The organism is Pseudomonas sp. TH32, from assembly GCF_016650855.1.
Taxonomy (GTDB): Bacteria; Pseudomonadota; Gammaproteobacteria; order Pseudomonadales; family Pseudomonadaceae; genus Aquipseudomonas.
In genome coordinates, this window is sequence record NZ_JAEKFA010000002.1 from 1,712,626 (window position 1) to 1,734,851 (window position 22,226).

The following is a 22,226-nucleotide window of genomic DNA, read 5'->3' on the forward strand; positions in this document are numbered from 1 at the left end:
CCGCGCCGGCGTATCCGCAATGTGTCATCGCCAGGGGCGTGCACCTCGCAGTGTGTCGCCGCACCGGGAAGATACGTTGGGATACAAACCGTTATTGCTGCTGCACGCCAAACAACCCCGTCCAGTAGATGCCCGCGTCACTCTTCGGGTCCATGGCGTAGGCGGCGCCCATTTCGCGGAACTGCGGGTTCATCAGGTTGGCGCAGTGCCCGGGGCTGGCCAGCCAGCCGTCCACCACCTTGCGCGGGGTATCCATGCCGGCGGCGATGTTCTCGCCGATCTGCTGGCCGATATAGCCTGCCAGTTCAGCCCGGTCGCCCGGGGTGCGGCCATCGTGGTCCAGGTGATCGAAGAAGTTGCCGTTGGCCATGTTGCGCGCGTGGCCGGCGGCGGCGGTGGCGAGCGCTTCGTTCCAGCTCAGGGGCGTGGTGGCGGCAAACGCCTGGCCGCCGCACTGATGGGGTTGCTGGCGGGCGGCGTTGATCAGGTCGAGCACCTTCTTGCCTTCGGTCTGGGTCTCACCCAGGCCGCTGGTCAGCAGCGGGCGGGCGAGCACGATGCGCCAGTCCTGGCCGCTGTTGCTCACGCCGATATCAATGAATTGCGGGTCGAGCACCACCCGGCAAAAACTTTCGCGCACGGCTTTCATCGCCGCTTCGGCGTTTTTGGCCCGGACAGGCTGATGGCCTGGACGTTGACCATCGGGTAGGCCGCCCGCGCCAGCGCCTGTTGCAAGTCGCCGACGCTGTTGACGGGCAATACCAGCCGGGTGTCGCTGGCCAGCGGTGGCAATTCCTGGGAACCCTGGTTGCCGCAGCGTTGAACCTGGCTGCGGTATTGATTGATCGAGTCGACCAACAGGCTTTCTTCACCCGCCTGCGCCTGGGCGCTGAACACCAGGCTGGCGGCCAGCGTCGTAAGACCCATCATCAATGACAGAACGCGCATGGACGTTTCCCTTGAGCTTGAAAGTGCCCATGATGCGCGATGAAGGGGCATCCATGCACCCGTTGGTCCGAACTTTTTGCCTCAGTTCTTGAATGCCGAGTGTTTACGGCCCTGATCGCACAAGGCGAACACCACCACCAGCAGGGACGAGATCGCGAGGATTATCACAACGCCATCAGTGGAGTGGGTGGCCGACGCCGCCACCATCGACAACGCCCCTAATGGCGCCAGGCCACCTGCGATGGCGGTGCCGATTTCCCGTCCGGTACCAAAGCCTGAAGAGCGGGTTTGGGTCGGGAACTGGCGGCTCAGGAACGAGCCCTGGGGCGCAAACATCATCGGGGCGAGGATGCCGGTGCCCACGCCGATGGCGACGTAGATCATCAGGCTCTCGCCAGTATTCAGCAGCGCAAGGAACGGGTAGGCGAACAGCAGCGAGAGCAGGCCGCCGAGCATCAGCACGGTCTTGCTGCTCCACTTGTCGCACAACCAGCCGAAGCACGGCACGGCGACGATGGCGATCAGGCTGGCGATGGTCACCGACAGCGAGGTGACGTGCACATCGACGCCCTTGAACTGGGTCAGGTACGCCAGGGAAAACGTCTTGAAGATGTAGCTCAGCGCGTTGTAGCCAATCGCCACGAAGAACACTACCGCCAACCCCTTGAGGTCGTTCTTGAACAGCGCCTTGAGCGGCGAGGCCTTGGCTTTCGCGGTTTCCTTGCTCAGTTCCTTGAACTCCGGGGTTTCCGGGATGCTGTTGCGCACCCACAGGCCCACGCCCACCAGGGCGATGCTGCAAATGAACGGAATCCGCCAGCCGCCGGCCAGCAGGAACTCGTTGCCGTTGATGGTCAGCAGGTACACGGTCAGCGACGACAGCAGCAACCCCAGGTTCAAACCCAGCGCGGGCCATGCGCCCTGGCTGCCGCGCTTGCCTTCGCTGGCGTGCTCGTAGGAGGTGACTGCCGCACCGGATAGTTCCGCTCCGGCACCCAGGCCCTGGATGATGCGGATAAACACCAGCACGATTGGCGCCCAGATGCCGATGGTGGCGTAGCTGGGGATCAGCCCGATCAGCGTGGTGCACACGCCCATCATGCAGAAGGTCAGCACCAGCACTTGCTTGCGCCCGAACTTGTCGCCCAGGTAGCCGAACAGAATGCCGCCAAACGGGCGTGCGATAAAGCCGATGGCAAAGGTGGAAAACGCCATCAGCGTGGCGGCTTTCGGGTCGCTGTTATCGAAGAAGATCTTCGAGAACACAATGGCCGCCATGGTGGCGTACAGGTAAAAGTCATACCACTCCAGCATCGAGCCGAAGATCGTTGCGGCCGCGACTTTGCGCAGGCGTTTCCTGGTTTGCTCGGGGGTTTCAGAGTCCGGAGTGCGGGCTGTTGCCGTCATGCTGTTGTTCCTTCCTGGTCATTATATTTATTGTCAAAGTGCGGCGTGTCGCGGGTATCAGTGGGGCGTGAACATGCGGTCGGCGATCATCGCGCCGATGGGAATCGCGGAGGTGGCAGCGGGTGAGGGCGCATTGCACACGTGGAGCATTCGCGGGGTCTGGGCGAACAGGAAGTCGTGCACCAGGGTGCCGTCGCGCATCACGGCCTGGGCGCGGATACCGGCTTCGTAGGGCAGCAGGTCTTCGATGTTCAGCGAGGGGCAGTACTTGCGGCACTGCTCCAGGTAGCCGGACTTGAACAGCGAGTTCTTCATCTCGACGCTGCCGGAACCGAGGTTCTGCCAGATGGTTTTCCAGAAGCCCGGGAAGCTCGCGTACTGCGCCACGTCGCGCCAGTTCACCGAGAATTTGCGGTAGTTTTCGCGGCCCAGGCCCAGTACGGCATTCGGGCCGACGGTGACGCTGCCGTCGATCATGCGGGTCAGGTGCACGCCGAGGAACGGCAGCTCCGGGTCGGGAATCGGGTAGATCAGGTGGTTGACGATGTTGTTTTTCGAGGCCGGCAGGCGGAAGTATTCGCCACGGAACGGGATGATCTGGTGGTCGATCTTGACCCCGGCCATCACCGCCAGGCGGTCCGATTGCAAGCCCGCGCACACCACCAGGTGTTTGGCCTGCCAGCTTTCGCCACGGGTGCTGACGGTGACCTTGTCGGTGTCCTCGACGATGTCGGTGACGGTGCGTTCCAGGCAGATTTCGCCGCCAGCGCGGCGGATCACCCGGGCCATGGTTTCGCAGACTTCGCGGTAATCGACGATGCCGGTGGCGTCGAGAAACAGCCCCCCCAGCCCGACGATGTTCGGTTCGCGCTGGCGTAACTGGTCGGCGTCCAGGCGTTCGACTTTCATCCCGTTGAGCTGCGAGCGGGCGTAGAGCGCTTCCATTCGCTGCACTTCCAGCGGCGTGGAGGCCACCAGCAGCTTGCCGCACACCTCGAACTTGATCCCGTGCTCGGTGCAGAACTGCTTGGTGGCTTCGGCGCCACGCTTGCACAAATCGGCCTTGAGGCTGCCCGGCGCGTAGTAGATGCCGGCATGGATCACGCCGCTGTTGTGGCCGGTCTGGTGTTTGGCCAGCAGGCTTTCCTTTTCCAGGATCACCAGGGACGCGTCGGGCTGGCGCTTGAGCAGCTCCATCGCGGTGGCCAGGCCGACGATGCCGCCGCCGATGATGCAAAAGTCATAAATCATTGTGTGGGTTACCTACGCATTTCAGTCTGCTTATCAGGTTGTCAGACTAATGGTTTTATTAAAAAAACAGCGCGCCAGCGGCACGCTTCAAATGAGCCTGGATCCGTCAGTTGATGGCCGGCAGCTCCAGGTGCAGGCGCCTTGCTGCGGCACGCAAGTGGGCCTCGGCACAGGCGGCGGCGCCTTGGGCGTCACCGTCGACAATGGCCTGGTACAGCGCGGTGTGTTCCTGGGTGGCGTCGGCCGAGCCGCTGACAAAGCGGGTGGCAGAGTTTTCCCAGGCGGTCTTGCGGGCGCTTGCCAGTTGGCTTCTGAGGAAGTCATGGAAGGCCACGAAATAGTCGTTCTTGCTGGCCTCGGCGATGGCGCGATGGAATTCCACATCAGCCAGGGCGGCGGCTTCGAAGTCGGCGCGTTTGTCGTGCATTTCCTGCAGGGCGCTTTTCATGCGCTGCAGGTCTGCAGCGTCGCGGCGTTGGGCGGCAATCGAGGCGGCCTGGGTTTCGATCCACAGGCGCACTTCGAACATTTGTGCCAGGTCCGGGCGGCGGCCGTTTTTTTCCGGAAAGCGGAACACCGTGCCGGCCGGGGTCTGGGAGATAAATGAGCCCAGGCCACGGCGGGCGGTGAGTACGCCATCGGCCTTGAGCTGGGCAATCGCTTCGCGCACCACCGAGCGGCTGACGTTCAGCTGTTCAGCCAGTTGCTGTTCGGTGGGCAGGCGCGCTTCGGGCGCCAGGTGGCCGGAATCGATTTCTGCACGAATGGCGCTGACAACGCGCATAACGAGCGAATCAGGGCGCTGGAGCTCAAGCATGGGACAACCTTGGTAATCAGGTTGTCAGACAATAGTCGTTACGATTTTACCTTGTCAAGATTCGTGTGGCGCCGAGCCGCGTGCGCAGTGCCAGGAAAAGGCCGACGCCAATCAGTGCCAATGCCACGCCGAACGTGGCTTGCATCCCACTTCCTACGTTGCCGGGACTGGCCGTGGCGAGGTCACCGGACACCTGCGCAAATACCGCGCCCAATGCCGAGGCGCCCGCGATCAGCCCCAGATTGCGTGAGAGGTTGAGCAGGCCGGCGACCACGCCGCGACGGTCCGCCAGTACATCGCTCATCACGGCGGTGTTGTTGGCAGCCTGAAACTGGGCGTAGCCGAGGGTGAGGATGATCAGCGGGGCGATGTACCCGGCAACCCCGAGGTTGAGCGGCGTCAGTGAGAGCAACAGGCAGCCGGTCACCATCGCCAGCAGCCCGGCGACGGTCATCGGGCCGCTGCCGAAACGGTCGGTCAAGCGGCCCGCCGGTACGCCCATCACTGCCGAAACGCAGGGGCCGACGGCCATCGTCAGGCCCATCCACGCGGGGTCGAGGCCGGCGCCGTGGGTCAGGTAGAACGGCCCGACCACCAACGTCGCCATCATCACCGCCGACACCAGTGCGCTCATGGCCAGGCCGGTGCTCAGGGATGAATCCCGCAATGTCGACCAGAAACTGAACCCGGATGACGTGGGCTGCTGTTCGCGGCGGTCGACGCGCAGAGAGCTGCGGGCGAGGGCAAAGGTCAGCAACCCCAGCGGCACGGTGATGAAGAACAGCGCGCGCCAGCCAAACCCGGCAATCAATACGCCACCCATGCTTGGCCCCAGCGCAGTGCCCATGGCCGACATCGTGCCCAGCAAACCCATGACACGGCCGGTACGTTCCCTGGCGACGGTCTCGCCCACCAACGCCATGGTCATCGCCATCATGATCGCGGCGCCCAGGCCTTGCAGGGCGCGGGCTGCAATCAACAGGCCGAGGGACGGGGCCATGCCGCACAACGCCGAGGCAATCGTGAAGAGTAACAATCCCGCCAACAGCAGGCGGCTGCGGCCCAGCAGGTCGCCCAGTCGCCCGACGCTGACGATCACGGCGGTGATCGCCAGCAAATACGCGAGCACCACCCACTGCACCGTCTGAAAGGAGGCATCAAACGCCTGCACCAGGCTCGGCAAGCCGACATTGGCGATGCTGGTGCCCAGCGACGCCAGCAGCATGGACAGTGACAGGGCGACGAGGGCGCCACGGGGTGTAGGTGATTTCATCAACAGGCTCCTGAATTTGACCGCTGTCAGAAATCTACGCCGTCACCTAACATGGCGGAAGGCGCAGCATTTGCACTGTATACGTGCGCCAAACGCCCTATGAGGTTTGCCGTGTCGACACCTGATCTGAATTTGCTGGTCACCCTGGATGTGTTGCTCGCTGAAGGCAGCGTCGCCCGCGCCGCCCAACGCCTGCGCCTGAGCCCTTCGGCAATGAGCCGGGCCCTGGCACGACTGCGGGCAACCACGGGGGATCCGTTATTGGTGCGCGCCGGCCGTGGCCTGGTGCCAACGCCGCGCGCCTTGGAGCTGCGCGAGCAGGTCAGCCAGTTGGTGCAGGACGCCGAAGCCGTGTTGCGCCCGGCGGCGAAGCTGGACCTGAGCCAACTGGTGCGCACCTTCACCTTGCGCACCAGCGACGGTTTTGTTGAAAACTTCGGCCCGGCGTTGCTCGCACGTATCGCCCGGGAAGCGCCGGGCGTGCGGTTGCGTTTCGTGCACAAACCGGACAAGGCCAGCACGCCGCTGCGCGATGGCAGCGTCGACCTGGAAACCGGCGTGGTCGACAGCAGCGCCAGCCCCGAAGTACTGACCCAGGCGCTGTTCCGCGACCGGTTTATTGGAGTGGTGCGCAAAGGGCACCCGTTGAGTGAAGGCGAAGTCACACCGCAGCGGTTTGCCGGCGGCCAGCATCTCTACGTGTCCCGGCGCGGCCATGACCAGGGCCAGATTCATCAAGCCCTGGAAGCGCTGGGGCTGACACGGGACGTGGTGATCATCGTTGCCGGGTTCTCCACCGCCCTGGCGCTCGCTCGCAGCACCGACCTGATCGCCAGCGTACCCGAGCGCCATACCGCCAACCTGCACAGCGACCTTTACCGCTTTGCGCTGCCGTTCGCGTTCCCGGACTTCACCGTGTCGATGCTCTGGCACCCGCGCCTGGACGCCGACCTGGCCCATCGCTGGCTGCGCGGTTGCCTGCGGGAGGTGTGTGCGCAATGAACGGCGTTTGGAATGCCGGTCTTGAACGCGACGCTCTTGCTGTGGCGAGGGAGCTTGCTCCCGCTGGGCTGCGAAGCGGCCCCAAAACCTGCATCCTGTTTCTAGCTGAAAGAACGCGGTGTGTTTGATTGGGGCTGTTACGCAGCCCAGCGGGAGCAAGCTCCCTCGCCACAGCAAGCGCCTTCAACAATAGGACTGAAGCAAGTCGCTCCGGGCCCGCTGCGGCCCTTCAACAGGTACAATCCGCCCAGCCTTGACACGAAACACCAGGAATTCGAATGTTCAGCCTTACCCGTTACGAAACCCCATGCCCCGAGCCGATCAACGCGCAGATCCTGCAGATGGTGGTCGACTACCTGACCGACATCAGCATGGTCGCCATCCCCCCGAGCAACCTGCTGTACAACGTGTACCAGTATGCGATCGGCTATGAGGTGCACCTGTACCTGGAAGCGCTGGGCGGGTCGAAGGGCATTGCGGTTGAATTGATCGTCGCGCTGGATGCGCAGGAGCAGGTGATTGGCTTCCTGCTGTACCTGCCGGTGAAGGACGACCCCGAGGCGTGCGGCGTGGCCTACATGGCGGTGCACGCCAGCCATCGGCGCAAAGGCGTGGCGCGGGCGATGATGCAGGACATGCTGGCTCGCTACCCTCACGCTGAACTGACCTGCGCGGTGGAGAAGGTGCCGGCGTTCGAGTCCATGGGCTTTCAACTGCGCGGTGTGCGTGGCACTCAGGTGTTGATGAACACCCGCGACTACAGCACCGACGGCTTGATGGGGTTGCTGGATGTGGCGTCGATCTACAGCTCGCTGGAGGTGCGGCAGATCCATACCTACCTGCTGCAAAAGCACGGCAAGCGGGCGATGATCGATGCAGAGAAACAGCGTGATCGTCACTTCGACCAGATGACCCATAAAGCCCGGATGTTTGTGCACGCAAGGCTGGGATAACGCAGAACAATGTGGGAGCGAGCAAACCCGCTCCCACATTTTGATGGGTATGTCTTTTATGGCTTGGCCAGGTTCCAGTTGCCGCCAACGCCGTCACCGGTGATGTCGCCCGGCTTGCTGTCCTTGACCCAGGTGTACAGCGGCTGGCCTTTGTAGGCCCACTGTTTGCTGCCGTCGTCACGGCTGATCACGGTGTAGCCGTCGGCATCCTTGGCACCTGCCGAGGCGGTCAGCGCCGGCCAGTTGGCCAGGCATTGGCCGTTGCAGGCGGATTTGCCGGCGCTGTCCTTGGCGAAGGTGTACAGGGTCATGCCCTTGCCATCCACCAGGACTTTGCCCTTGGCACTGTCGGCGATGTGGGCAGGGGCGGCGAAGGCCATGGTCGAAGCACACGCAATCACGACAGCGGCAGCAAGGGAGAATTTTTTCAGCATGACGAACTCCTGGGGGTTTTTCTTGGTTTGAGTACTGGCCTTGTGCTGTATTCACAAGGCGTACTCAGGTAAACACCCGTCGCGCCGGTTTATTCCCCGCCCTTGTTTAATTCTTTTGAACGCGTGCGCGATTGACCATTGCCTTGATGCTCGCAAACAGCTCCTCCTGCGCCTCCAGCGGGCTGATTTCGCCGCTGGCGGCGGCCTGGGACAGGGCATCTGCCGCGCCCAGCATGCCGCGTAAAGCGGCCTGGCCGATCACACCGTCCAGCGCAAACGGGGCGAGGGCGTCCCGGCACTTGCCGAGGAAAATCACGTCGTACTCGCGCTTGATGGCTTCCAGCTCAGGGCTGCCGGCCAGCGCCGCAATCACCCCGGAATTTCTCGCCCCTGCAGCAACACACAGTCGACATAACACGAGGCGATCACCCAGGCGCGGTCATCCAGGGTGGGTTCGCTGGTCTCGATGGCAGTCGCAAACACCTGATTCTGACGGGCATCGAAATCTTCATACAGCGCGGCCAACAGCCCCGCGCGATCGCCGAAATGGTCATACACCACCGGCTTTGTAACGCCGGCCAACTCAGCCAGATGCCCCAGCGTCAGGGCGTCAGTGCCTTCTTCGCGAACCAGTTGCCAGGCCACGTCGAGCAACTGGCGTAGCCGGTCATCCCGGGACAGGCGACGGCGAGGGGCAGGGGATTGATCGCTTGACATGCTTATATACCAAAAGTAACTTACCAACGGTAACTTAGCTCAAGCCTACTCAATTTGCCGTCCCGTCGCCACCCCCGAAGGAGTCACTGCCATGCACGCCCTGATCGTTATTGCGCACCACGACCCGCAATCCCTGACCCACAGCCTCGCCCAACAGGCCGCCGTCGGCATTACGGCCGCCGGCCACACCGTCGAAATCGCCGACCTCGCCGCCGAAGGTTTCGACCCGCGCTACAGCGCTGCCGACCATAAAGTGCATCGCACCCGCGCCACGCCGCCGGCCGATGTGCTGGCCGAGCAGGCCCGGCTCGACCGCGCCGACGCGCTGGTGCTGGTGTTCCCGATCTTCTGGTGGTCGATGCCGGCCTTGCTCAAGGGCTGGATCGACCGGGTGTTCGTCAACGGTTGGGCGATCGACTACAGCCTTGAAACCAAGGTGGTAAAAAACTCGGCCATCTTCAGGTGCACTTGCTGGGCGTCGGCGGGGCGGATGAAGGTGTGTTTGAACGCCATGGCTATGCCGACGCGATGCGCACGCAAATCGACCATGGGATATTTGATTACTGTGGCGCCAAGGTGCTGACCTCCGAGCTGTTGCTGGACTCGGAGAGCGGCGCCGCCGAGCAGCACCTGGAGACGGTGGCGAAGTTGGGGCGACAACTGTTCGTCACCCTGGAACCTTGCGAAACCGCCTAAACCAGGCTGCTCTGTATGAGCGTTGCCAGCTGTGCTACCGCAGCGCCTGGCGCCGGATGGCTGCAATGCAGTTCATAGCCCAGGGACGGCACCGGCGGCAGCCCGTCGAGCACACGCAGGTGCGCCGGCAAACCGATCCGGGTCCGCAAGGTCACCCCCAGCCCGGCATCGACCGCCGCCCAGATCCCGCCGACGCTGGGGCTGGTCAAGGCAATGCGCCAGGCAATGCCGGCGCGGTCCAGCGCCTCGGTGGCCGCGCTACGCAATACGCAGGGCGCCTCGAACATCACCAGTGGCAGCGGCGCATCCTCGGCGCGTGGCAGTTGCGGTTGGTCCCGGGGCCCAATCCAGTGCATCGGGGTTTGCCCCAGGCGTTTAGCGCCGGACGAGGTGTGGCCGGTTTCCCAGGTCAGCGCCAGGTCCAGGCTGGCGCTGTCGATCAGTGCCAGCAGTTCGGCATTGCGGCCAATCCGCACCTCAAGGCTGATCATCGGGTACAGCCTGGCGAAGCGCCGCAGGATGTCACTGAGCACATGCTCGCCAAAATCCTCCTGCAAGCCGAGGCGCAAGGTGCCTGCGGTCTGGGTTTCATGAAGGCTGCTGAAGACGGCGTCGTTGAGGTCCAGCAATCGCCTGGCGTGGCTGAGCAGCGTTTCGCCCACGGGTGTCAGCACCAGGCCGCGGCCGGATTTGCTCAGCACGGGCGTACCCACCTGTTCTTCGAGTTTCTTCAATTGTGCGCTGACGGCGGAGGTCGAGCGCCCCAGACGGTCCGCGGCTTTGGCGAAGCTGTTCAGCTCAACGCCGGTGACGAAGGTGCGCAATACATCCAGGTCAAAGGTCGGGCGACGCATTTAATAGTCCATAAAAGCGGGATGGTTGTTGCTGTTAAATCTGATATTCGGAATGATCCTGGCTTGCTAGTTTTTGCCCGTCAACTGAATTGTCGGAGCGAGAGTCCATGAGCAACAAATTTACCGAGCTGACCCGCGACGTGCTGTTCGCCGATATCTGGGAGCGTGATGGCCTGTCGCGCCGGGAGCGCAGCCTGATCACCGTGGCGGCATTGGTGGCGATGTATCGCCTGGAGCAATTGCCGTTTCATTTGCAGCGGGCGATGGGCAACAGTGTAAGCGTCGATGAGCTGGGCGAAGTCATCACCCACCTGGCGTTTTATTCCGGCTGGCCGACGGCGGCTTCGGCGTTGAACCTGTTGGCCGCCATCGATCCTGCGGAGTAACCCCCATGCCTTACGCCCGAATCTCCCTGCATCGCGGGAAATCCCCTGAATATCTGCAAGCCCTTTCCCAGGGACTGCATGACGCGCTGGTGGAAAGCTTCAAGATTCCTGTGGCCGACCGCTTTCATGTAATCCACCAGCACGAAGTGGGCGAGATGATCATCGACCCCAACTACTTGGGCGGCCCGCGGAGCCACGACTATGTACTGATCGCGATCACCGGCGGCAAACCCCGGGATACCGAGACCAAACGACGGTTTTACCAGGTGTTGGTGGCGCGGCTGGAGGCCGCTATTGGGCTGAGCCCTGAGGACGTGATGGTGGTGATTACCACGACGGCGGCGGATGACTGGTCGTTTGCGGGGGGAAGAGGTAACTGAATCAGCCTTCGCGAAACAGGTCATGGGCATCCAGCAACCGATACGCAATCTCGGGTCGCTTCTCCATGCCCTTGCGAATCGCTGCCGGAATCGACTGCCGGGTCTTGCGACACAGCCCCGGCAGCTCATCGATAACGATCTGGATCCCGCGCATGCTTTTGACTTCCGTATGACCCGGCGCGATGTGCACGCGGATGCCCAGTTGCTGGTGCATCAGCTGTTGCATGCGCTCAAGGTCAGGCAGGCTTAGCAGGTTTTCGAGGCGTTCAAGCAGGCGTTTTTCTTCCTGGCGCGTCAGGTGCAGGATGCGTGCATCGGCGCCGGGAAGCTCGAGCAGTTGCTCGCGATTGCAGTCGCAGGCGCCGGGTGGGCAGGGTTGGCGAATCGTCATGAAGTCTCCCTCCCGTTACCGGCGCCGTTGGCTTACCAGGTCAGATGAACCCCAAGGCTTTCCAGCGCGTTCCAGTACTCAGGATAGGTCTTGCCGACGCAGTCCGGGTCCTGAATCCTGATCCCCGACACCTTCAAGCCTGCCAGGGCAAAGCACATGGCGATGCGGTGGTCGGCGTGGGTGTCGATCAGCGCGTTGCACGAGGTGCCCGCCAGGGCCGGATCGCTGGCCACCAGCAGATCATCACCTTCAATGGTCGCCAAACCCGCACGGATTTCATTCAGGCCGTCATGCAGGGCCTGCACCCGGTCACATTCCTTGACCCGCAGGTTGGCCAGTTCGGTGAAGCGTACCGGCGTGTTGTTGAACGCGGCCAGTACGGCGAGGGTCGGAATCGCATCCTGCATTTGCGAGCCGATGACCACTGGCTGCATGTGCGGGAATTGTGCGATCACTGCCTGGGCTTTTGCGTCGGGCTGGGTGAAATCCTGCGGGGCGACACCGAGGTCGATGCGGCCACCGGTCAGCACTTCGGCGGCCCACAAATAGGTGGCGGCGGAAGCGTCAGGCTCGATCAGGTAGTCATGGGCGGTGTAGCCGGTGGGGCCCACGCGCCAGGTGCTTTCGTCGACGATGTCCACCTGGGCACCGAAGGCGCGCATGCAGTCCAGGGTCAGGTCGACATAGCCACGGGCGCCGATGTCCTTGCCGGTCAGGGCCACTTCAATCGGGGCTTCGCCGCATGCTGCCAGCATCAACAGTGCCGACACGTACTGGCTCGACAGGCCGCCGTCGATCTCGAAACGCTTGGCCTGCACACGGCCGGTGCCGTGCACGGTCACCGGCGGGCAACCGGTTGGGCTGTCGACCTTGATGCCATTCTGGCCGAGGGTCGCGAGCAGCGGGCCGATCGGGCGTTTTTGCATGTAGGCGTCGCCGTCCAGCACCACGGTGCCTTGAACGGTGGCCACGGCGGCGGTGAGGAAGCGCATAGCGGTGCCGGCGTTGCCGAGGAACAGCGGTTGCGCCGGCAATTGCAGTTTGCCAACGCTGGTGACGACGAACGTGGTGTCGTCCGGTTCATCAATCACCACGCCCATCTGCCGCAGGGCCACCGACATGTGGCGGGTGTCATCGCTTTTCAACGCGCCGCTCAAACGGCTGGTGCCCTTGGCCAGGGCAGCCAGCAGCAGGGCACGGTTGGTAATGGATTTGGAGCCGGGGGCGCTACCTTGCCGTTCAGTGGAAAGTTGGGCGGTGTAACGGTCACGGTTTTCTGCGAACTCAAGGTACAAGGCTCCTGCTTCAGGGCGGGTGGCGTTTGGCGGACACGAATAATCGGCCAAACACGCTACCGTTGTCGAGCGGGGATCGTTGAGAGTCGCGGGTTATGGCGCCATGCGACCATTCAGGTCGCCATAGGTGAACGCCTTGAGCGCGTGCGTATCCAGTTGCCCGGTACGCAGGAAGCCTTCGGCCAGGCTGTGCATGGCGCCATACAGGAATTCGGCGATGCTTGAACCCGCCGTCAGGCGACGCACGCCCAAGGCTTGCAGCGTCTCGGGTGCGGGCAGGCCGGCCCACGCCAGAACGTTGACCGGCAATGGAGTCGCCTGGCAGAGCTGGCGGATCTCGTGTTCCAGGTGGATACCGGCGGCAAACAGCCCGTCGGCACCTGCACCCTGGTACAACGCGGCGCGCTTGAGGAGTTCCTCAAGACGCTCTGGCTCCGGCGCCAGGCCTTTCAAATACACGTCGCTGCGGGCGTTGATAAACAGCTTCACCCCACAACTGTCTGCCACACGGCGGGCGACTTCGATCTTGCGCGCCAGCAGTTCAGGCGTGCCGGCACCGTCCTCGATGTTAATGCCGACGGCACCCGCGTCGATCACGGCCTTGATCACCCGGCCCACGTGCTCCGGGTCGTCGGAATAACCGGCCTCGATATCTACGCTCAGCGGCACGTCAATCACTCGGGCGATTGAGTGCACGGTGCTCACCAGCAAAGGCAGCGGCAGTTGATTGCCGTCCTTGTAACCGTGGGTCCAGGCAACGGCCGCGCTGCTGGTGGCGACGGCCTGGCTGCCCAGTTGTGCCACCAGGCGTGCACCGCCTGCATCGGCGACGTTGGGCAGGATCAACAAGTGGGCGTGGTGCATGGCGTGGAAGGCAGCGGCGTGGGCGGTCATGGCGGGTCAGTCCTTTGAGCGGGTTTTATTATGGAAGGCGCCTGTCATATCAAGAATCGTCCCGGCCTCGCAATGGTTAAACCACCACTGGTCGACATTTCCCACGTCGATGTCGATTGCGCGCCTGATTGATCGACTACAGGCACAACAACCCGTCGCATCAGGAGAATGACCATGTCTTACGTAGATGGCTGTGTGATCGCGGTACCCACCGCAAACCGCGAACAATTCATCAAGCACGCCAAGGCCGCGGCCGTGGTGTTCAAGGAGCACGGTGCGCTGAATATCGTCGAGTGCTGGGGCGACGATGTGCCCCAGGGGCAGGTGACGTCGCTGCCCATGGCGGTGAAGCTCAAGGACGATGAAACCGTGGTGTTTTCCTGGATCGTGTGGCCGTCACGGCAGGTGCGTGACAGCGGGATGCGCAAGGTGATGGAGGACCCGCGCCTGAAGCCGGACGCCAACCCGATGCCGTTTGATGGGCAACGCATGATTTATGGCGGCTTTGAGATGATCCTCAACACCTGAAGCAGGGTGTTCACGGACGACAGCTGTAGTCCGATCGCCTGTTACAGGGTAGGACCAACGACAAGTCCGGCGCAGGACTGCGGCGAAAACCCCGCAAAACAAGGATATGGCGCGATTTGTCTGACAGAACCGTCGGGTAGACAACCCGGCGGGGTGGGCTAAGTTCAAGGCGCTTCCCATGACGGGAAGTCTTCAATCAAGGAGTGACTGAAATGAACAAACCCCAGACTCAACTCAGGCATGGTCGCGTCGTGACCCCGGCGAGCCGTGGCTCGGTGGCGGTAGAACGCGGCCTGCTGGAGAACTGGCAAGTCAACGAAATGGAAGGCGGCAAGAACTTCCCGGCCCTCGGCGCCGGGCCGTTTCCGGCGCCTTATGAAACCGATGATCAAAGTGTCACGCCGCCCGCCGATGGGCACATCCTCAGCGGCGGCAAGACCGATGCCCGGGACTGCGTGAACTTCACCGACGAGGAAATGAGCAAGAAGCTCAACACCCCGTTTAACTGGCCGCTGCTGAATGTTGAAGCCGGCCAGGTGTTCAAGGTGCAGTGGGACTACACCGCTGCGCACGTGACCCGTGGTTATCGCTGGTTGATCACCCGGGACGGCTGGGACCCCAAGCAGCGCATCAGCCGTGCTCAACTGGAGCCCAAGCCGTTCTTCGAGGACTTCTACACCCAGGTGCCGTACTACCAGCACTCGGCTGAACTGAAGGCCAAGGTAGAGCATCAAGTGACATTGCCCAAGGGCAAGAAGGGCCGGCATGTGCTGGTGTTGATGTGGATCGTGGCCAACACCGGCAATGCGTTCTATCAGGCGTTTGACGTCGATTTCAAATAGCGGCAACTGAACCTGGAGGCAAAACATAATGTGGCGAGGGAGCAAGCTCCCTCGCCACAGGTGTTGCGTTTAATCAGCGCTGGGCCAACCAGTAATCGTGCAACGCACGGGCCGCCGGTTCAATCGCGGCGACCCGTTGCTGATGGGCATTTACATCCAGGTCTGCCGGCAGTTCAAAGTTGTCCTGCTCGGCACACCAGGAAATTTTCTCAAACTGCCCGGCCTGTTCGGCAGGCAGCTCTGGCCAGTTGCCAATAGCGGCGCCACGGATATAACCAAAGCACCATTCTTCCGCCAGGGTCAATGGCTGGCCCTGATGCTCGGTTTCTTCGAAACGTGCCTTGAAACCCTGGGCGTCGGTCGCCAGTTGCGTGGCGATAGCGTTCATATGGCGCACGCTCAGTTCAAGAAACCGCTTGGCTTCTTCCGGGCTTTCCCAATCCGGGTTCTGCCCACCAAAGATGCCGGGGAACCATTCGGCCACATCCACCTGCGCGGGGCTTGAGACCAGGGCCGTGAAGTAGCCGTCGAGCTCGGCCAGGTTCAGCACCGAATGGTCGTCGCCGTACTTGAGCAGGGTTTCGTCGATGAACTCGAAATCGGCGGGAGCAAGGGGTTGGTCGTGCATGGGCATATCCTTTGTGCGTGGAACGCCGCTGATGGGGCGGCTTAAAGCGCGGAGGATGGCGCGTGTCGGGGTTTTAATCCAGCTTCTTCAACGCTTTTCCCACACGACGCACAGCTTGCTCATGCACATCGAACCCGCCACGGCGAGGATGATCGGCACCAGGAAGTCGTGGTCGATGCGGGTAAATTCCGCCACCAGCACAATCGCCGTCAGCGGCATGCTCATGCTCGACGCCAGGAATGCCGCCGCGCCAATGATCGCGAACGCCCCCAGCGGCACGCCGGGCCACAGCAGGCTCCAGGCGCCGCCGAGGATGATCGCCAACAAGGCGCCGTTGGCCAGCGCCGGGGTCAACAGGCCGCCTTCGGCACCGGCCCGCAGGCTGCTGGCGGTGATCAGCACCTTGACCACCAGCAGCACGGCGGCGAGGCCGATGGTCAGCTCATTGTCGAAGCCCAACTGCGCCGGGCCCTTGCCGTTGCCGAGGATTTGCGGCAGGAAAATCGCCAGGGCCCCGATGATCGTGAAGTTGATCAACGACAGCACCGGTAACCGCCAGCCACGGGCGGCGTTGCTGCGGGCCGCGCCGGTCAGGCGAGTGAACCCGTAGGCGGCCAGCCCAAACACCGGCCCGCAGGCCAGCGCCCAGGCGATCAACCCGGGGCTGAGCACAAAGTGCGGCACCACGTATTGCGACTCCGCCCCCAGGCCGATCCAGGCTACCGAGGCGCCGATGGCCGAGGTGCCCAACGCAATTACCGCGGCCGGCCAACTGAACACACCCACCAGCACTTCGAGCACAAACACCGCGCCCCCCAGCGGCACGTTGTACACCGCCGCCAACCCGGCACCTGCGCCGCAGGCAACGATCAACCGGTGCATGTCCGGCGCCAGGCGTGCGCGCTGTGACAACCAGGTGGCGGCCAGCGCGCCGACTTCCCGGGGCGCCACTTCACGGCCCAGGGGCGAGCCGAGGGCCACGGTGATGATTTGCAGCACGGCGTGGGCGAGGGTGGTCTTGGGTGGCATGATCGGCGCGTCCGCCGAAACCGCTTGCTTGATGCTCACCAACGGGCGGCCGTAGCGGTAGATCAGCCACCAGCCCACGCCCGCCACCAGGCCGCAGGTGATCAGCACCCACACCCGGCGTTCAGGCGAGGCGGCGGTGACGCCGAGCAAAAAGGTTTCATGGCTGATCAGGCTGTCGAGGCTGTAACCGTACGCCAGGTGCTGGATGCCGTGCAGCAGCAAGGCCAGGAGCATGCCGCCCAGGCCGGCACCGATGCCGGTGAAGATGACGACGAGGGCGAGAATCAGCAGCGAACGGGTCTTTGAGGGCATGGAGGGTCCAGTGAGCCGGGTTTTCGACGCCGATTCTATAGCGCAATGATGACGTTATAGCCCCGAGGTGTAATGCAAATACGCGAACGGGCGTTTCACAACATTGCATTACGTTCAGATTACTTTAACGGCCCGGCCGATTGCCTGAATCGGACCTGTCGGCTTGCCGGTTTTCGATCCGCCGGGGTTTTCCAGGGTCAGCTCAAACAGTTGGTTTGGGGCCAGCGGCGGCAGTTTGTCGAGGGGCACCGACAGCGATTGTCCCGGCTTGACCAACCCCAGCGACACCGGACCTTGCCAGTCTTCGCCCTTGGTCCAGAACTGCAAGGTCTTGTCTGCCGGGACTTCCATGATGCCCAGGGGAATCAGCTGGATTGCCTGATCATGACTCGCCTGAATCACCCAGCCCGGTGCCTGGTTTTGCGGGGCGACCAGCACCACCACATAGGCGGTCGGGTTGATGGCCGCCGTACGGGTGAGCAGCAGCGTCGCCAGAACAAGGCTCGCCGCGATGCCTGCCCCTGCCAGCCCACGCCACAGGGCCAGCCTGTTCCACCACGAGACGGGTGAGTCCTGAAGGGCTGAATGCCCCAGGCTGCGCTCGATGCGTCGCCATAAATACACCGAAGGCGTCTCGGGCTCGACCTGTTCGGTCAACGGCAGCAGACGCTGTTCCCAGGCGTCCACCGCGCTGCGCAACGCGGCGTCGGTTGTCAGGCGCTGTTCCACCTCGGCGCGTTGCTCGGCGGGCAGGGTGCCCAGCACGTATTCGCTGGCCAGTTCGTCGATGCTGTTCATGCCATGCACTCACGCAATGCCGCGAGGCTGCGTTTGATCCACGCTTTCACGGTGCCCAGCGGGGTGCCGAGTCTGTGCGCGATTTCGCTGTGGGAATAACCGTCTACATACGCATGCAGGATGCAGTTGCGGCGGGCCGGGTCCAGTTGTTCGAGGCAGCTGTAGATTCGCCCCGAGCGTGCCTGATACTCGAAGGTGTCGGTGTGCTCGCCCGTTTCATGTTCTTCGCCAAGGGGCACTTCGCGGGCATTACTGCGCACGGCGTTAAGCGCCAGGTGCCGGGTCACGCTGTACACCCAGCCACGGGCCGAGCCTTTTTGCGGGTCAAAACCGGCAGCGCCGTTCCAGATCTTGATAAAGGCGTCATGCACGATGTCTTCGGCCACGGCCTTGTCGCGCACGATGCGCAACGCGACCCCGAGCAGCCGGCTGCTTTCCTGTTGATACAGGCGGCGCAAGGCCGGTTGTTCGCCCCGGGCGCAGGCCAGCAGGCAGGTTTCATAGTCAAAAACGGCGTCAGGCAAGGACAAGGCTTCCAGGTCGATGCCCCGGTGGTGAGCCCGGGGCGCTTTCGCAGCAGCGTAGACGACTTTGGTCAGTTGGCCGCCCAGAAGATGTAGTCGGCCTGGTACTTCACCACTTCCTGCTTGCCCTTGTTGGCCGTCGTGCATTCGGTGCTCGGCGCCACGCCGCCCTTGAGGGCTACCCGTTGAATGTACGCGACGCCACTCATCGCGCCCTTGCCTTCGGCGGGGTTGGCCTTGACCAGTTGATAGGGCAGGTTGCCGGGGCTGGACGGCGCAACGGCCAACTGCGTACCGGTGACTTTCGAACCGTCCTTGGCCTGCCAGGTGGCGGGCGGGCCGAAGTAGCTGCCGACCTGCTGGCCGCTGCGGTCATTGAGCACGGCCTTGGGCCCGACAAAGAACCATTCGGTCTGGCCGACTGCGTTGGCCTTGTCCCGGCATTCATAGGTGATTTCGCCGACTCCGGTGGTTTCCATTGCCACCTTGTGACCGTCCGGCACTTTGATGCTGTCGGGTAAACCGGTCTGGGCAAAGGCGCTCGGTGCAGCGGCGAACAGGCAGGTCAGGCAGAACAAGGCTTTGGCGTTCATGGGTGTCTCTCCATAAGGGCAGCAAGGCGCTGCTACCGGTACTACCCGCGACACGCGCAAACGGATGCAGCGATTAGAAAATAAATCGGCAAGGGCGCACACTGTGGCCCCCGCACTACCAGAGGAGAGATTGGCGATGACCGGTGTTCACAAGTCTGCTCAACAGGGATTCTCTACCCAGGCCGTCACGTACGCCCAAGGCCGGCCTGACTACCCACGACAACTCACGGGCTGGCTCACCGACGCCCTGCAGATCAACCCGCACTCCACGGTCATCGACCTGGGCGCCGGCACCGGCAAGTTCACTCGGCTGCTCAGCAGCGTGGCGCCGACGTTGATCGCGGTCGAGCCGGTAGAGGCGATGGGCGCGCAGTTGAAGAAACAGCTGCCCGATGTGCGCCTGCTGTCAGGCACCGCCGAGGCCATTCCTCTTGAAGCGGGCACTGCCGATGCGCTGGTGTGCGCCCAGGCGTTCCACTGGTTCTCCACGCACGCCGCGCTGGCGGAAATTCACCGGGTGCTGAAGCCGGATGGCCGCCTGGGTTTGATCTGGAACGTGCGGGACGAATCCGTGGACTGGGTCGCGGCGATCACCGAAATCATCACGCCCTACGAGGGCGACACCCCGCGTTTTCACACCGGGCGTTGGCGCGAGGCGTTCACCGGCGAGTATTTTTCCGCCCCCGAAATGACCTGCTTCCCTTACAGCCATGTCGGCAGCCCTCAGGAAGTGATCATGGATCGCTTCCTTTCGGTGAGCTTTATCGCCGCATTGCCGCCGGCGGAAAAGGCGCTTGTCACTGAACAGTTGCAGTCGCTGATCAACACGCATCCGGCGTTGCGCGGCCGTGAGACGGTGGCGTTCCCGTACCAGACTCAGGCCTATCGCAGCCAGCGGCTGACAGGAAAGGAATAAAGTCAGATCGTTTTGATATAAGTGGTTATAAGAAAAATCGCTATGCTGCGGCCAGAATTTTATAAGGCCGCAGGTAGTGGTAATGGATGTAGGTAATTTTGGTTTCTCGATTGCTGGCCTGATTGTTGGATTTATCGTGGGAATGACCGGTGTAGGCGGTGGCTCGTTGATGACGCCGATCCTGCTGTGGTTCGGCATCAACCCGGCCACCGCCGTGGGCACCGACCTGTTGTACGCCGCCATCACCAAGTCCGGTGGGGTGCTGGTTCACAGCAAGAATCGCAACATCGACTGGACCATCACCGGCTGGCTGACCCTGGGCAGTGTGCCTGCCGTGTTGCTGACCTTGTGGTTCCTCAAGAGCCTGGACACTGATCCCGCCGCCCTGAACGCGGTGATCAAGCAGTCCCTGGGCGTGGTGTTGCTGCTGACGGCCACGGCAATCCTGTTCAAGAACAAGCTGTTGGCCTTCGCCCAGCGGCATGCCGGCGATGACTACAAGATGGCGCCGCGCAACCTCAATGCACTGACCATCATCACCGGCGCGATCCTCGGCACCATGGTGGCCCTGACCTCCATCGGCGCCGGCGCCCTGGGCACCGTGGCGCTGTTTATCCTGTACCCGTTCCTGGCCACCAAGCGCCTGGTGGGCACGGAAATCGCCCACGCCGTGCCGCTGACCCTGGTCGCGGGCCTCGGCCACGCGAGCATGGGCAACATGGACTGGACGCTGCTGGGCTTCCTGTTGCTGGGATCGCTGCCGGGGATTTACGTTGGCAGCCACATGGCCGGCAAGGTTCCGGACGGGATACTGCGCCCTTGCCTGGCGTTCATGCTGGTGATGATTGGCTTCAAGCTGGCGTTCTAACGCGCCGGGCCATTGCCGATCTGCCACACAAACGGCGGCTCGGTGCCGTTGATCACCCAGTCGCCAACGATTCGCGCCTTGTAGATCACCGGGTTGTGGGACGACACCGTGCGGGCGTTGCGCCAGTGCCGGTCGAGGGCTTTGCCCTGGCGCACATCTGAGGCGCCCAGCGCGTTGAACAGCTCAGTGGTGGCGCGCTGGATCAGTTCCGAGACCGCCACCTGCGCCGTGGCTGATTCGATTTCAGCGGCCACATTGGCTTCGCGCTCCACGGCATCATCCCCGCCGAACCTTGCCACGTAAGCCCGTTGCGCCGGGAGGGTAGCCTTCAGTGCACTGGCTTCGGCGGCATACACCAGCGCCGCGACTTCACCCACCACCTGCTGAATCTGCGAGTCCTGGCTCACATGAGCCGCGTTGCCGTGGCTGTAGATGCGCTTGCGGCTGCGTACCTGATGCGCCACATCCTTGAGGGCCGCGCGGCCGATGCCGGCCAGGGTGGCGAGCAGCACCAGTTGGTAGAACGCGGTCTGGTATTTGAAGCGGGTGGCAAAGTCGATGACGTTTTCAGCCTCCACGACCGCATTGGTAAAGCGTGAGGTGCCGCTGCCGGTGGTGCGTTGGCCAAAGCCGTCCCAGTCATCACTTTGCACCACGCCAGGCTGACGGGTGCGGGTGGCAGCAATCACGTCGCCGCCGGTGTCGCTGCGTTGGGCGTACACGTCGATCCAGTCCGAAAACAGGCTGCCGGTGCTGTAGAACTTTTCACCGTTGAGTTTCCATTTATCGCCGTCCGGACTGACCTTGGTGACGACATCGCCGATGGCCACGCTGCCGATTTCGGTCCAGGCACAGCCGACGATGTCGCCGTCGACAAAGCGCTTGAACCAGATGTCCCGCGCGGCACCCGGGGCGGCGTTCAGGCGGTCTTCGGCAAACGCGAAATGCCCGCGCAGGGCCTGGGGCACGTTGGAGTCGGCTTCGGCCAGTTCGATCAGCAGTTCAAACAACTGCGGCAGCGAGGCACCGCCGCCACCGTATTCCACCGGCACACGCACGGCGCCGAAGCCGGCCTGCTTGAGCCACCGGATGGGCTCATGGGGCAGGACGCGGGTGTGTTCGCGCTCTACGGCTCCCTCGGCGATGCGCTGGAAAATCGGCCGGAAGCGTTCGGCCAAGGCTTGATAATCGACGCCGGTGGACAGCGGATTGATCACGTGATGTTCGGTCATGGGGACGGTTCCTGGGCAGTGAGATAGGTGAGCTATTGCACGGTCCATGCCGGGCGCGAAGGCGCGTATTTACGGGGTGGGTGCCGATTCAACTGTTGGCCCTGCAACAGCAAATCGACAAACCGCTGCAATCGGTGACAGCTCGGAGCAGGCTGCTTTTCGTCTGTTTCCGCGCTCGAAGGCCTGTCGCGCGGGCCTCTCACGGTCACTGGCACACTTGCTGCTCCACACCTCGTACATGCCAATCCGCGAGGTACA

Annotated in this window: 22 protein-coding genes and 4 pseudogenes; 9 read left to right on the forward strand and 17 right to left on the reverse strand. The window is 62.9% G+C overall.

Features of this window, described 5'->3' with window-relative positions; translation table 11 throughout:
- Positions 1-91 precede the first annotated feature (91 nt).
- From JFV30_RS11480 to JFV30_RS11500, 5 genes and pseudogenes are all read right to left on the reverse strand, one after another.
- Positions 92-948, reverse strand: a pseudogene (locus tag JFV30_RS11480) (CAP domain-containing protein).
- Positions 949-1,029: 81 nt separating this feature from the next.
- Positions 1,030-2,355 (reverse strand): MFS transporter, encoded by a 1,326-nt coding sequence (locus JFV30_RS11485; RefSeq protein WP_201123750.1) that lies wholly within the window; start codon positions 2,353-2,355, stop codon positions 1,030-1,032.
- 57 nt (positions 2,356-2,412) lie between these two features.
- Positions 2,413-3,606 (reverse strand): L-2-hydroxyglutarate oxidase, encoded by a 1,194-nt coding sequence (lhgO, locus tag JFV30_RS11490; RefSeq protein ID WP_201123752.1) that lies wholly within the window; start codon positions 3,604-3,606, stop codon positions 2,413-2,415.
- 106 nt (positions 3,607-3,712) lie between these two features.
- Positions 3,713-4,423, reverse strand: coding sequence for a FadR/GntR family transcriptional regulator (locus JFV30_RS11495; protein WP_029615839.1), 711 nt, complete (start codon positions 4,421-4,423; stop codon positions 3,713-3,715).
- Positions 4,424-4,469: 46 nt separating this feature from the next.
- Entirely contained in the window at positions 4,470-5,696 is a 1,227-nt protein-coding gene (locus JFV30_RS11500; protein WP_201123754.1) for an MFS transporter, read from the reverse strand.
- A gap of 111 nt (positions 5,697-5,807) precedes the next feature.
- Here JFV30_RS11500 and JFV30_RS11505 point away from each other — a divergent pair, with 111 nt between their 5' ends.
- Positions 5,808-6,698, forward strand: coding sequence for a LysR substrate-binding domain-containing protein (locus tag JFV30_RS11505; protein ID WP_201123756.1), 891 nt, complete (start codon positions 5,808-5,810; stop codon positions 6,696-6,698).
- A gap of 278 nt (positions 6,699-6,976) precedes the next feature.
- Positions 6,977-7,651, forward strand: coding sequence for a GNAT family N-acetyltransferase (locus tag JFV30_RS11510; RefSeq protein WP_010169668.1), 675 nt, complete (start codon positions 6,977-6,979; stop codon positions 7,649-7,651).
- Positions 7,652-7,707: 56 nt separating this feature from the next.
- Here JFV30_RS11510 and JFV30_RS11515 read toward each other — a convergent pair whose 3' ends face one another.
- The gene (locus JFV30_RS11515) at positions 7,708-8,085 is read right to left on the reverse strand and encodes a COG4315 family predicted lipoprotein (protein WP_201123769.1); all 378 of its coding nucleotides are present in this window, start codon (positions 8,083-8,085) and stop codon (positions 7,708-7,710) included.
- A 106-nt stretch (positions 8,086-8,191) separates the two neighbouring features.
- Positions 8,192-8,802, reverse strand: a pseudogene (locus JFV30_RS11520) (TetR/AcrR family transcriptional regulator).
- Positions 8,803-8,893: 91 nt separating this feature from the next.
- On the opposite strand from JFV30_RS11520, the pseudogene JFV30_RS11525 reads away from it, so the two are divergent.
- Positions 8,894-9,498: pseudogene (locus JFV30_RS11525) on the forward strand (NAD(P)H-dependent oxidoreductase).
- On the opposite strand, the gene JFV30_RS11530 reads toward JFV30_RS11525, so the two are convergent.
- The gene (locus tag JFV30_RS11530; protein ID WP_201123770.1) at positions 9,495-10,352 is read right to left on the reverse strand and encodes a LysR substrate-binding domain-containing protein; all 858 of its coding nucleotides are present in this window, start codon (positions 10,350-10,352) and stop codon (positions 9,495-9,497) included. The pseudogene JFV30_RS11525 and the gene JFV30_RS11530 overlap by 4 nt on opposite strands.
- A gap of 107 nt (positions 10,353-10,459) precedes the next feature.
- Between JFV30_RS11530 and JFV30_RS11535 the strand changes: the two genes are divergently transcribed.
- Positions 10,460-10,738, forward strand: a complete 279-nt coding sequence (locus tag JFV30_RS11535) for a carboxymuconolactone decarboxylase family protein (RefSeq protein WP_201123773.1) — start codon at positions 10,460-10,462, stop codon at positions 10,736-10,738.
- 5 nt (positions 10,739-10,743) lie between these two features.
- Positions 10,744-11,118: a tautomerase family protein gene (locus tag JFV30_RS11540; RefSeq protein ID WP_201123775.1), complete on the forward strand. Its 375-nt coding sequence runs from the start codon at positions 10,744-10,746 to the stop codon at positions 11,116-11,118.
- Between the two features lies 1 nt (position 11,119).
- On the opposite strand, the gene JFV30_RS11545 is transcribed toward JFV30_RS11540, so the two are convergent.
- From JFV30_RS11545 to JFV30_RS11555, 3 genes and pseudogenes are all read right to left on the reverse strand, one after another.
- Positions 11,120-11,509, reverse strand: coding sequence for a hypothetical protein (locus JFV30_RS11545; RefSeq protein ID WP_201123777.1), 390 nt, complete (start codon positions 11,507-11,509; stop codon positions 11,120-11,122).
- A 32-nt stretch (positions 11,510-11,541) separates the two neighbouring features.
- Positions 11,542-12,797, reverse strand: a pseudogene (aroA, locus tag JFV30_RS11550) (3-phosphoshikimate 1-carboxyvinyltransferase).
- Between the two features lie 100 nt (positions 12,798-12,897).
- Complete coding sequence (locus JFV30_RS11555) at positions 12,898-13,698, reverse strand: isocitrate lyase/PEP mutase family protein (RefSeq protein WP_201123779.1); 801 nt, start codon at positions 13,696-13,698, stop codon at positions 12,898-12,900.
- Between the two features lie 174 nt (positions 13,699-13,872).
- Here JFV30_RS11555 and JFV30_RS11560 point away from each other — a divergent pair, with 174 nt between their 5' ends.
- Positions 13,873-14,226, forward strand: a complete 354-nt coding sequence (locus JFV30_RS11560; RefSeq protein ID WP_201123781.1) for a DUF1428 domain-containing protein — start codon at positions 13,873-13,875, stop codon at positions 14,224-14,226.
- 212 nt (positions 14,227-14,438) lie between these two features.
- Complete coding sequence (locus JFV30_RS11565) at positions 14,439-15,068, forward strand: lytic polysaccharide monooxygenase auxiliary activity family 9 protein (RefSeq protein WP_201123783.1); 630 nt, start codon at positions 14,439-14,441, stop codon at positions 15,066-15,068.
- A 73-nt stretch (positions 15,069-15,141) separates the two neighbouring features.
- Here the strand turns inward: JFV30_RS11565 and JFV30_RS11570 are convergent, their stop codons facing one another.
- The 5 genes from JFV30_RS11570 to JFV30_RS11590 all read right to left on the reverse strand — a co-directional run bounded on the left by JFV30_RS11570 (position 15,142) and on the right by JFV30_RS11590 (position 18,952).
- On the reverse strand, positions 15,142-15,696 hold the full coding sequence (locus JFV30_RS11570; RefSeq protein ID WP_201123785.1) for a UPF0149 family protein: 555 nt from the start codon (positions 15,694-15,696) through the stop codon (positions 15,142-15,144).
- Positions 15,697-15,783: 87 nt separating this feature from the next.
- The gene (locus tag JFV30_RS11575; RefSeq protein WP_201123787.1) at positions 15,784-17,037 is read right to left on the reverse strand and encodes a chloride channel protein; all 1,254 of its coding nucleotides are present in this window, start codon (positions 17,035-17,037) and stop codon (positions 15,784-15,786) included.
- Positions 17,038-17,151: 114 nt separating this feature from the next.
- A complete protein-coding gene (locus JFV30_RS11580) occupies positions 17,152-17,835 on the reverse strand; it encodes an anti-sigma factor (protein WP_201123788.1) in 684 nt (227 codons plus the stop codon).
- On the reverse strand, positions 17,832-18,359 hold the full coding sequence (locus tag JFV30_RS11585; RefSeq protein WP_201123790.1) for a sigma-70 family RNA polymerase sigma factor: 528 nt from the start codon (positions 18,357-18,359) through the stop codon (positions 17,832-17,834). Before JFV30_RS11585 ends, JFV30_RS11580 begins: the two co-directional genes overlap by 4 nt.
- A 71-nt stretch (positions 18,360-18,430) precedes the next feature.
- Positions 18,431-18,952, reverse strand: coding sequence for a DUF3455 domain-containing protein (locus tag JFV30_RS11590; protein ID WP_201123792.1), 522 nt, complete (start codon positions 18,950-18,952; stop codon positions 18,431-18,433).
- Positions 18,953-19,088: 136 nt separating this feature from the next.
- On the opposite strand from JFV30_RS11590, the gene JFV30_RS11595 reads away from it, so the two are divergent.
- Complete coding sequence (locus tag JFV30_RS11595; protein ID WP_201123794.1) at positions 19,089-19,868, forward strand: class I SAM-dependent methyltransferase; 780 nt, start codon at positions 19,089-19,091, stop codon at positions 19,866-19,868.
- An 82-nt stretch (positions 19,869-19,950) separates the two neighbouring features.
- On the forward strand, positions 19,951-20,736 hold the full coding sequence (locus tag JFV30_RS11600) for a sulfite exporter TauE/SafE family protein (protein WP_201123796.1): 786 nt from the start codon (positions 19,951-19,953) through the stop codon (positions 20,734-20,736).
- Here JFV30_RS11600 and JFV30_RS11605 read toward each other — a convergent pair.
- A complete protein-coding gene (locus tag JFV30_RS11605) occupies positions 20,733-21,968 on the reverse strand; it encodes an acyl-CoA dehydrogenase family protein (protein ID WP_201123798.1) in 1,236 nt (411 codons plus the stop codon). The genes JFV30_RS11600 and JFV30_RS11605 overlap by 4 nt on opposite strands.
- Positions 21,969-22,226 lie beyond the last annotated feature (258 nt).

Excerpts from the sequence above, each read along its gene's own strand:
- JFV30_RS11485 (WP_201123750.1), bottom strand. The coding sequence starts at position 2,355 with ATGACGGCAACAGCCCGCACTCCGGACTCTGAAACCCCCGAGCAAACC.
- lhgO (WP_201123752.1), bottom strand. The coding sequence starts at position 3,606 with ATGATTTATGACTTTTGCATCATCGGCGGCGGCATCGTCGGCCTGGCC.
- JFV30_RS11495 (WP_029615839.1), bottom strand. The coding sequence starts at position 4,423 with ATGCTTGAGCTCCAGCGCCCTGATTCGCTCGTTATGCGCGTTGTCAGC.
- JFV30_RS11500 (WP_201123754.1), bottom strand. The coding sequence starts at position 5,696 with ATGAAATCACCTACACCCCGTGGCGCCCTCGTCGCCCTGTCACTGTCC.
- JFV30_RS11510 (WP_010169668.1), top strand. The coding sequence starts at position 6,977 with ATGTTCAGCCTTACCCGTTACGAAACCCCATGCCCCGAGCCGATCAAC.
- JFV30_RS11515 (WP_201123769.1), bottom strand. The coding sequence starts at position 8,085 with ATGCTGAAAAAATTCTCCCTTGCTGCCGCTGTCGTGATTGCGTGTGCT.
- JFV30_RS11530 (WP_201123770.1), bottom strand. The coding sequence starts at position 10,352 with ATGCGTCGCCCGACCTTTGACCTGGATGTATTGCGCACCTTCGTCACC.
- JFV30_RS11535 (WP_201123773.1), top strand. The coding sequence starts at position 10,460 with ATGAGCAACAAATTTACCGAGCTGACCCGCGACGTGCTGTTCGCCGAT.
- JFV30_RS11540 (WP_201123775.1), top strand. The coding sequence starts at position 10,744 with ATGCCTTACGCCCGAATCTCCCTGCATCGCGGGAAATCCCCTGAATAT.
- JFV30_RS11545 (WP_201123777.1), bottom strand. The coding sequence starts at position 11,509 with ATGACGATTCGCCAACCCTGCCCACCCGGCGCCTGCGACTGCAATCGC.
- JFV30_RS11555 (WP_201123779.1), bottom strand. The coding sequence starts at position 13,698 with ATGACCGCCCACGCCGCTGCCTTCCACGCCATGCACCACGCCCACTTG.
- JFV30_RS11560 (WP_201123781.1), top strand. The coding sequence starts at position 13,873 with ATGTCTTACGTAGATGGCTGTGTGATCGCGGTACCCACCGCAAACCGC.
- JFV30_RS11565 (WP_201123783.1), top strand. The coding sequence starts at position 14,439 with ATGAACAAACCCCAGACTCAACTCAGGCATGGTCGCGTCGTGACCCCG.
- JFV30_RS11570 (WP_201123785.1), bottom strand. The coding sequence starts at position 15,696 with ATGCACGACCAACCCCTTGCTCCCGCCGATTTCGAGTTCATCGACGAA.
- JFV30_RS11575 (WP_201123787.1), bottom strand. The coding sequence starts at position 17,037 with ATGCCCTCAAAGACCCGTTCGCTGCTGATTCTCGCCCTCGTCGTCATC.
- JFV30_RS11580 (WP_201123788.1), bottom strand. The coding sequence starts at position 17,835 with ATGAACAGCATCGACGAACTGGCCAGCGAATACGTGCTGGGCACCCTG.
- JFV30_RS11590 (WP_201123792.1), bottom strand. The coding sequence starts at position 18,952 with ATGAACGCCAAAGCCTTGTTCTGCCTGACCTGCCTGTTCGCCGCTGCA.
- JFV30_RS11595 (WP_201123794.1), top strand. The coding sequence starts at position 19,089 with ATGACCGGTGTTCACAAGTCTGCTCAACAGGGATTCTCTACCCAGGCC.
- JFV30_RS11600 (WP_201123796.1), top strand. The coding sequence starts at position 19,951 with ATGGATGTAGGTAATTTTGGTTTCTCGATTGCTGGCCTGATTGTTGGA.
- JFV30_RS11605 (WP_201123798.1), bottom strand. The coding sequence starts at position 21,968 with ATGACCGAACATCACGTGATCAATCCGCTGTCCACCGGCGTCGATTAT.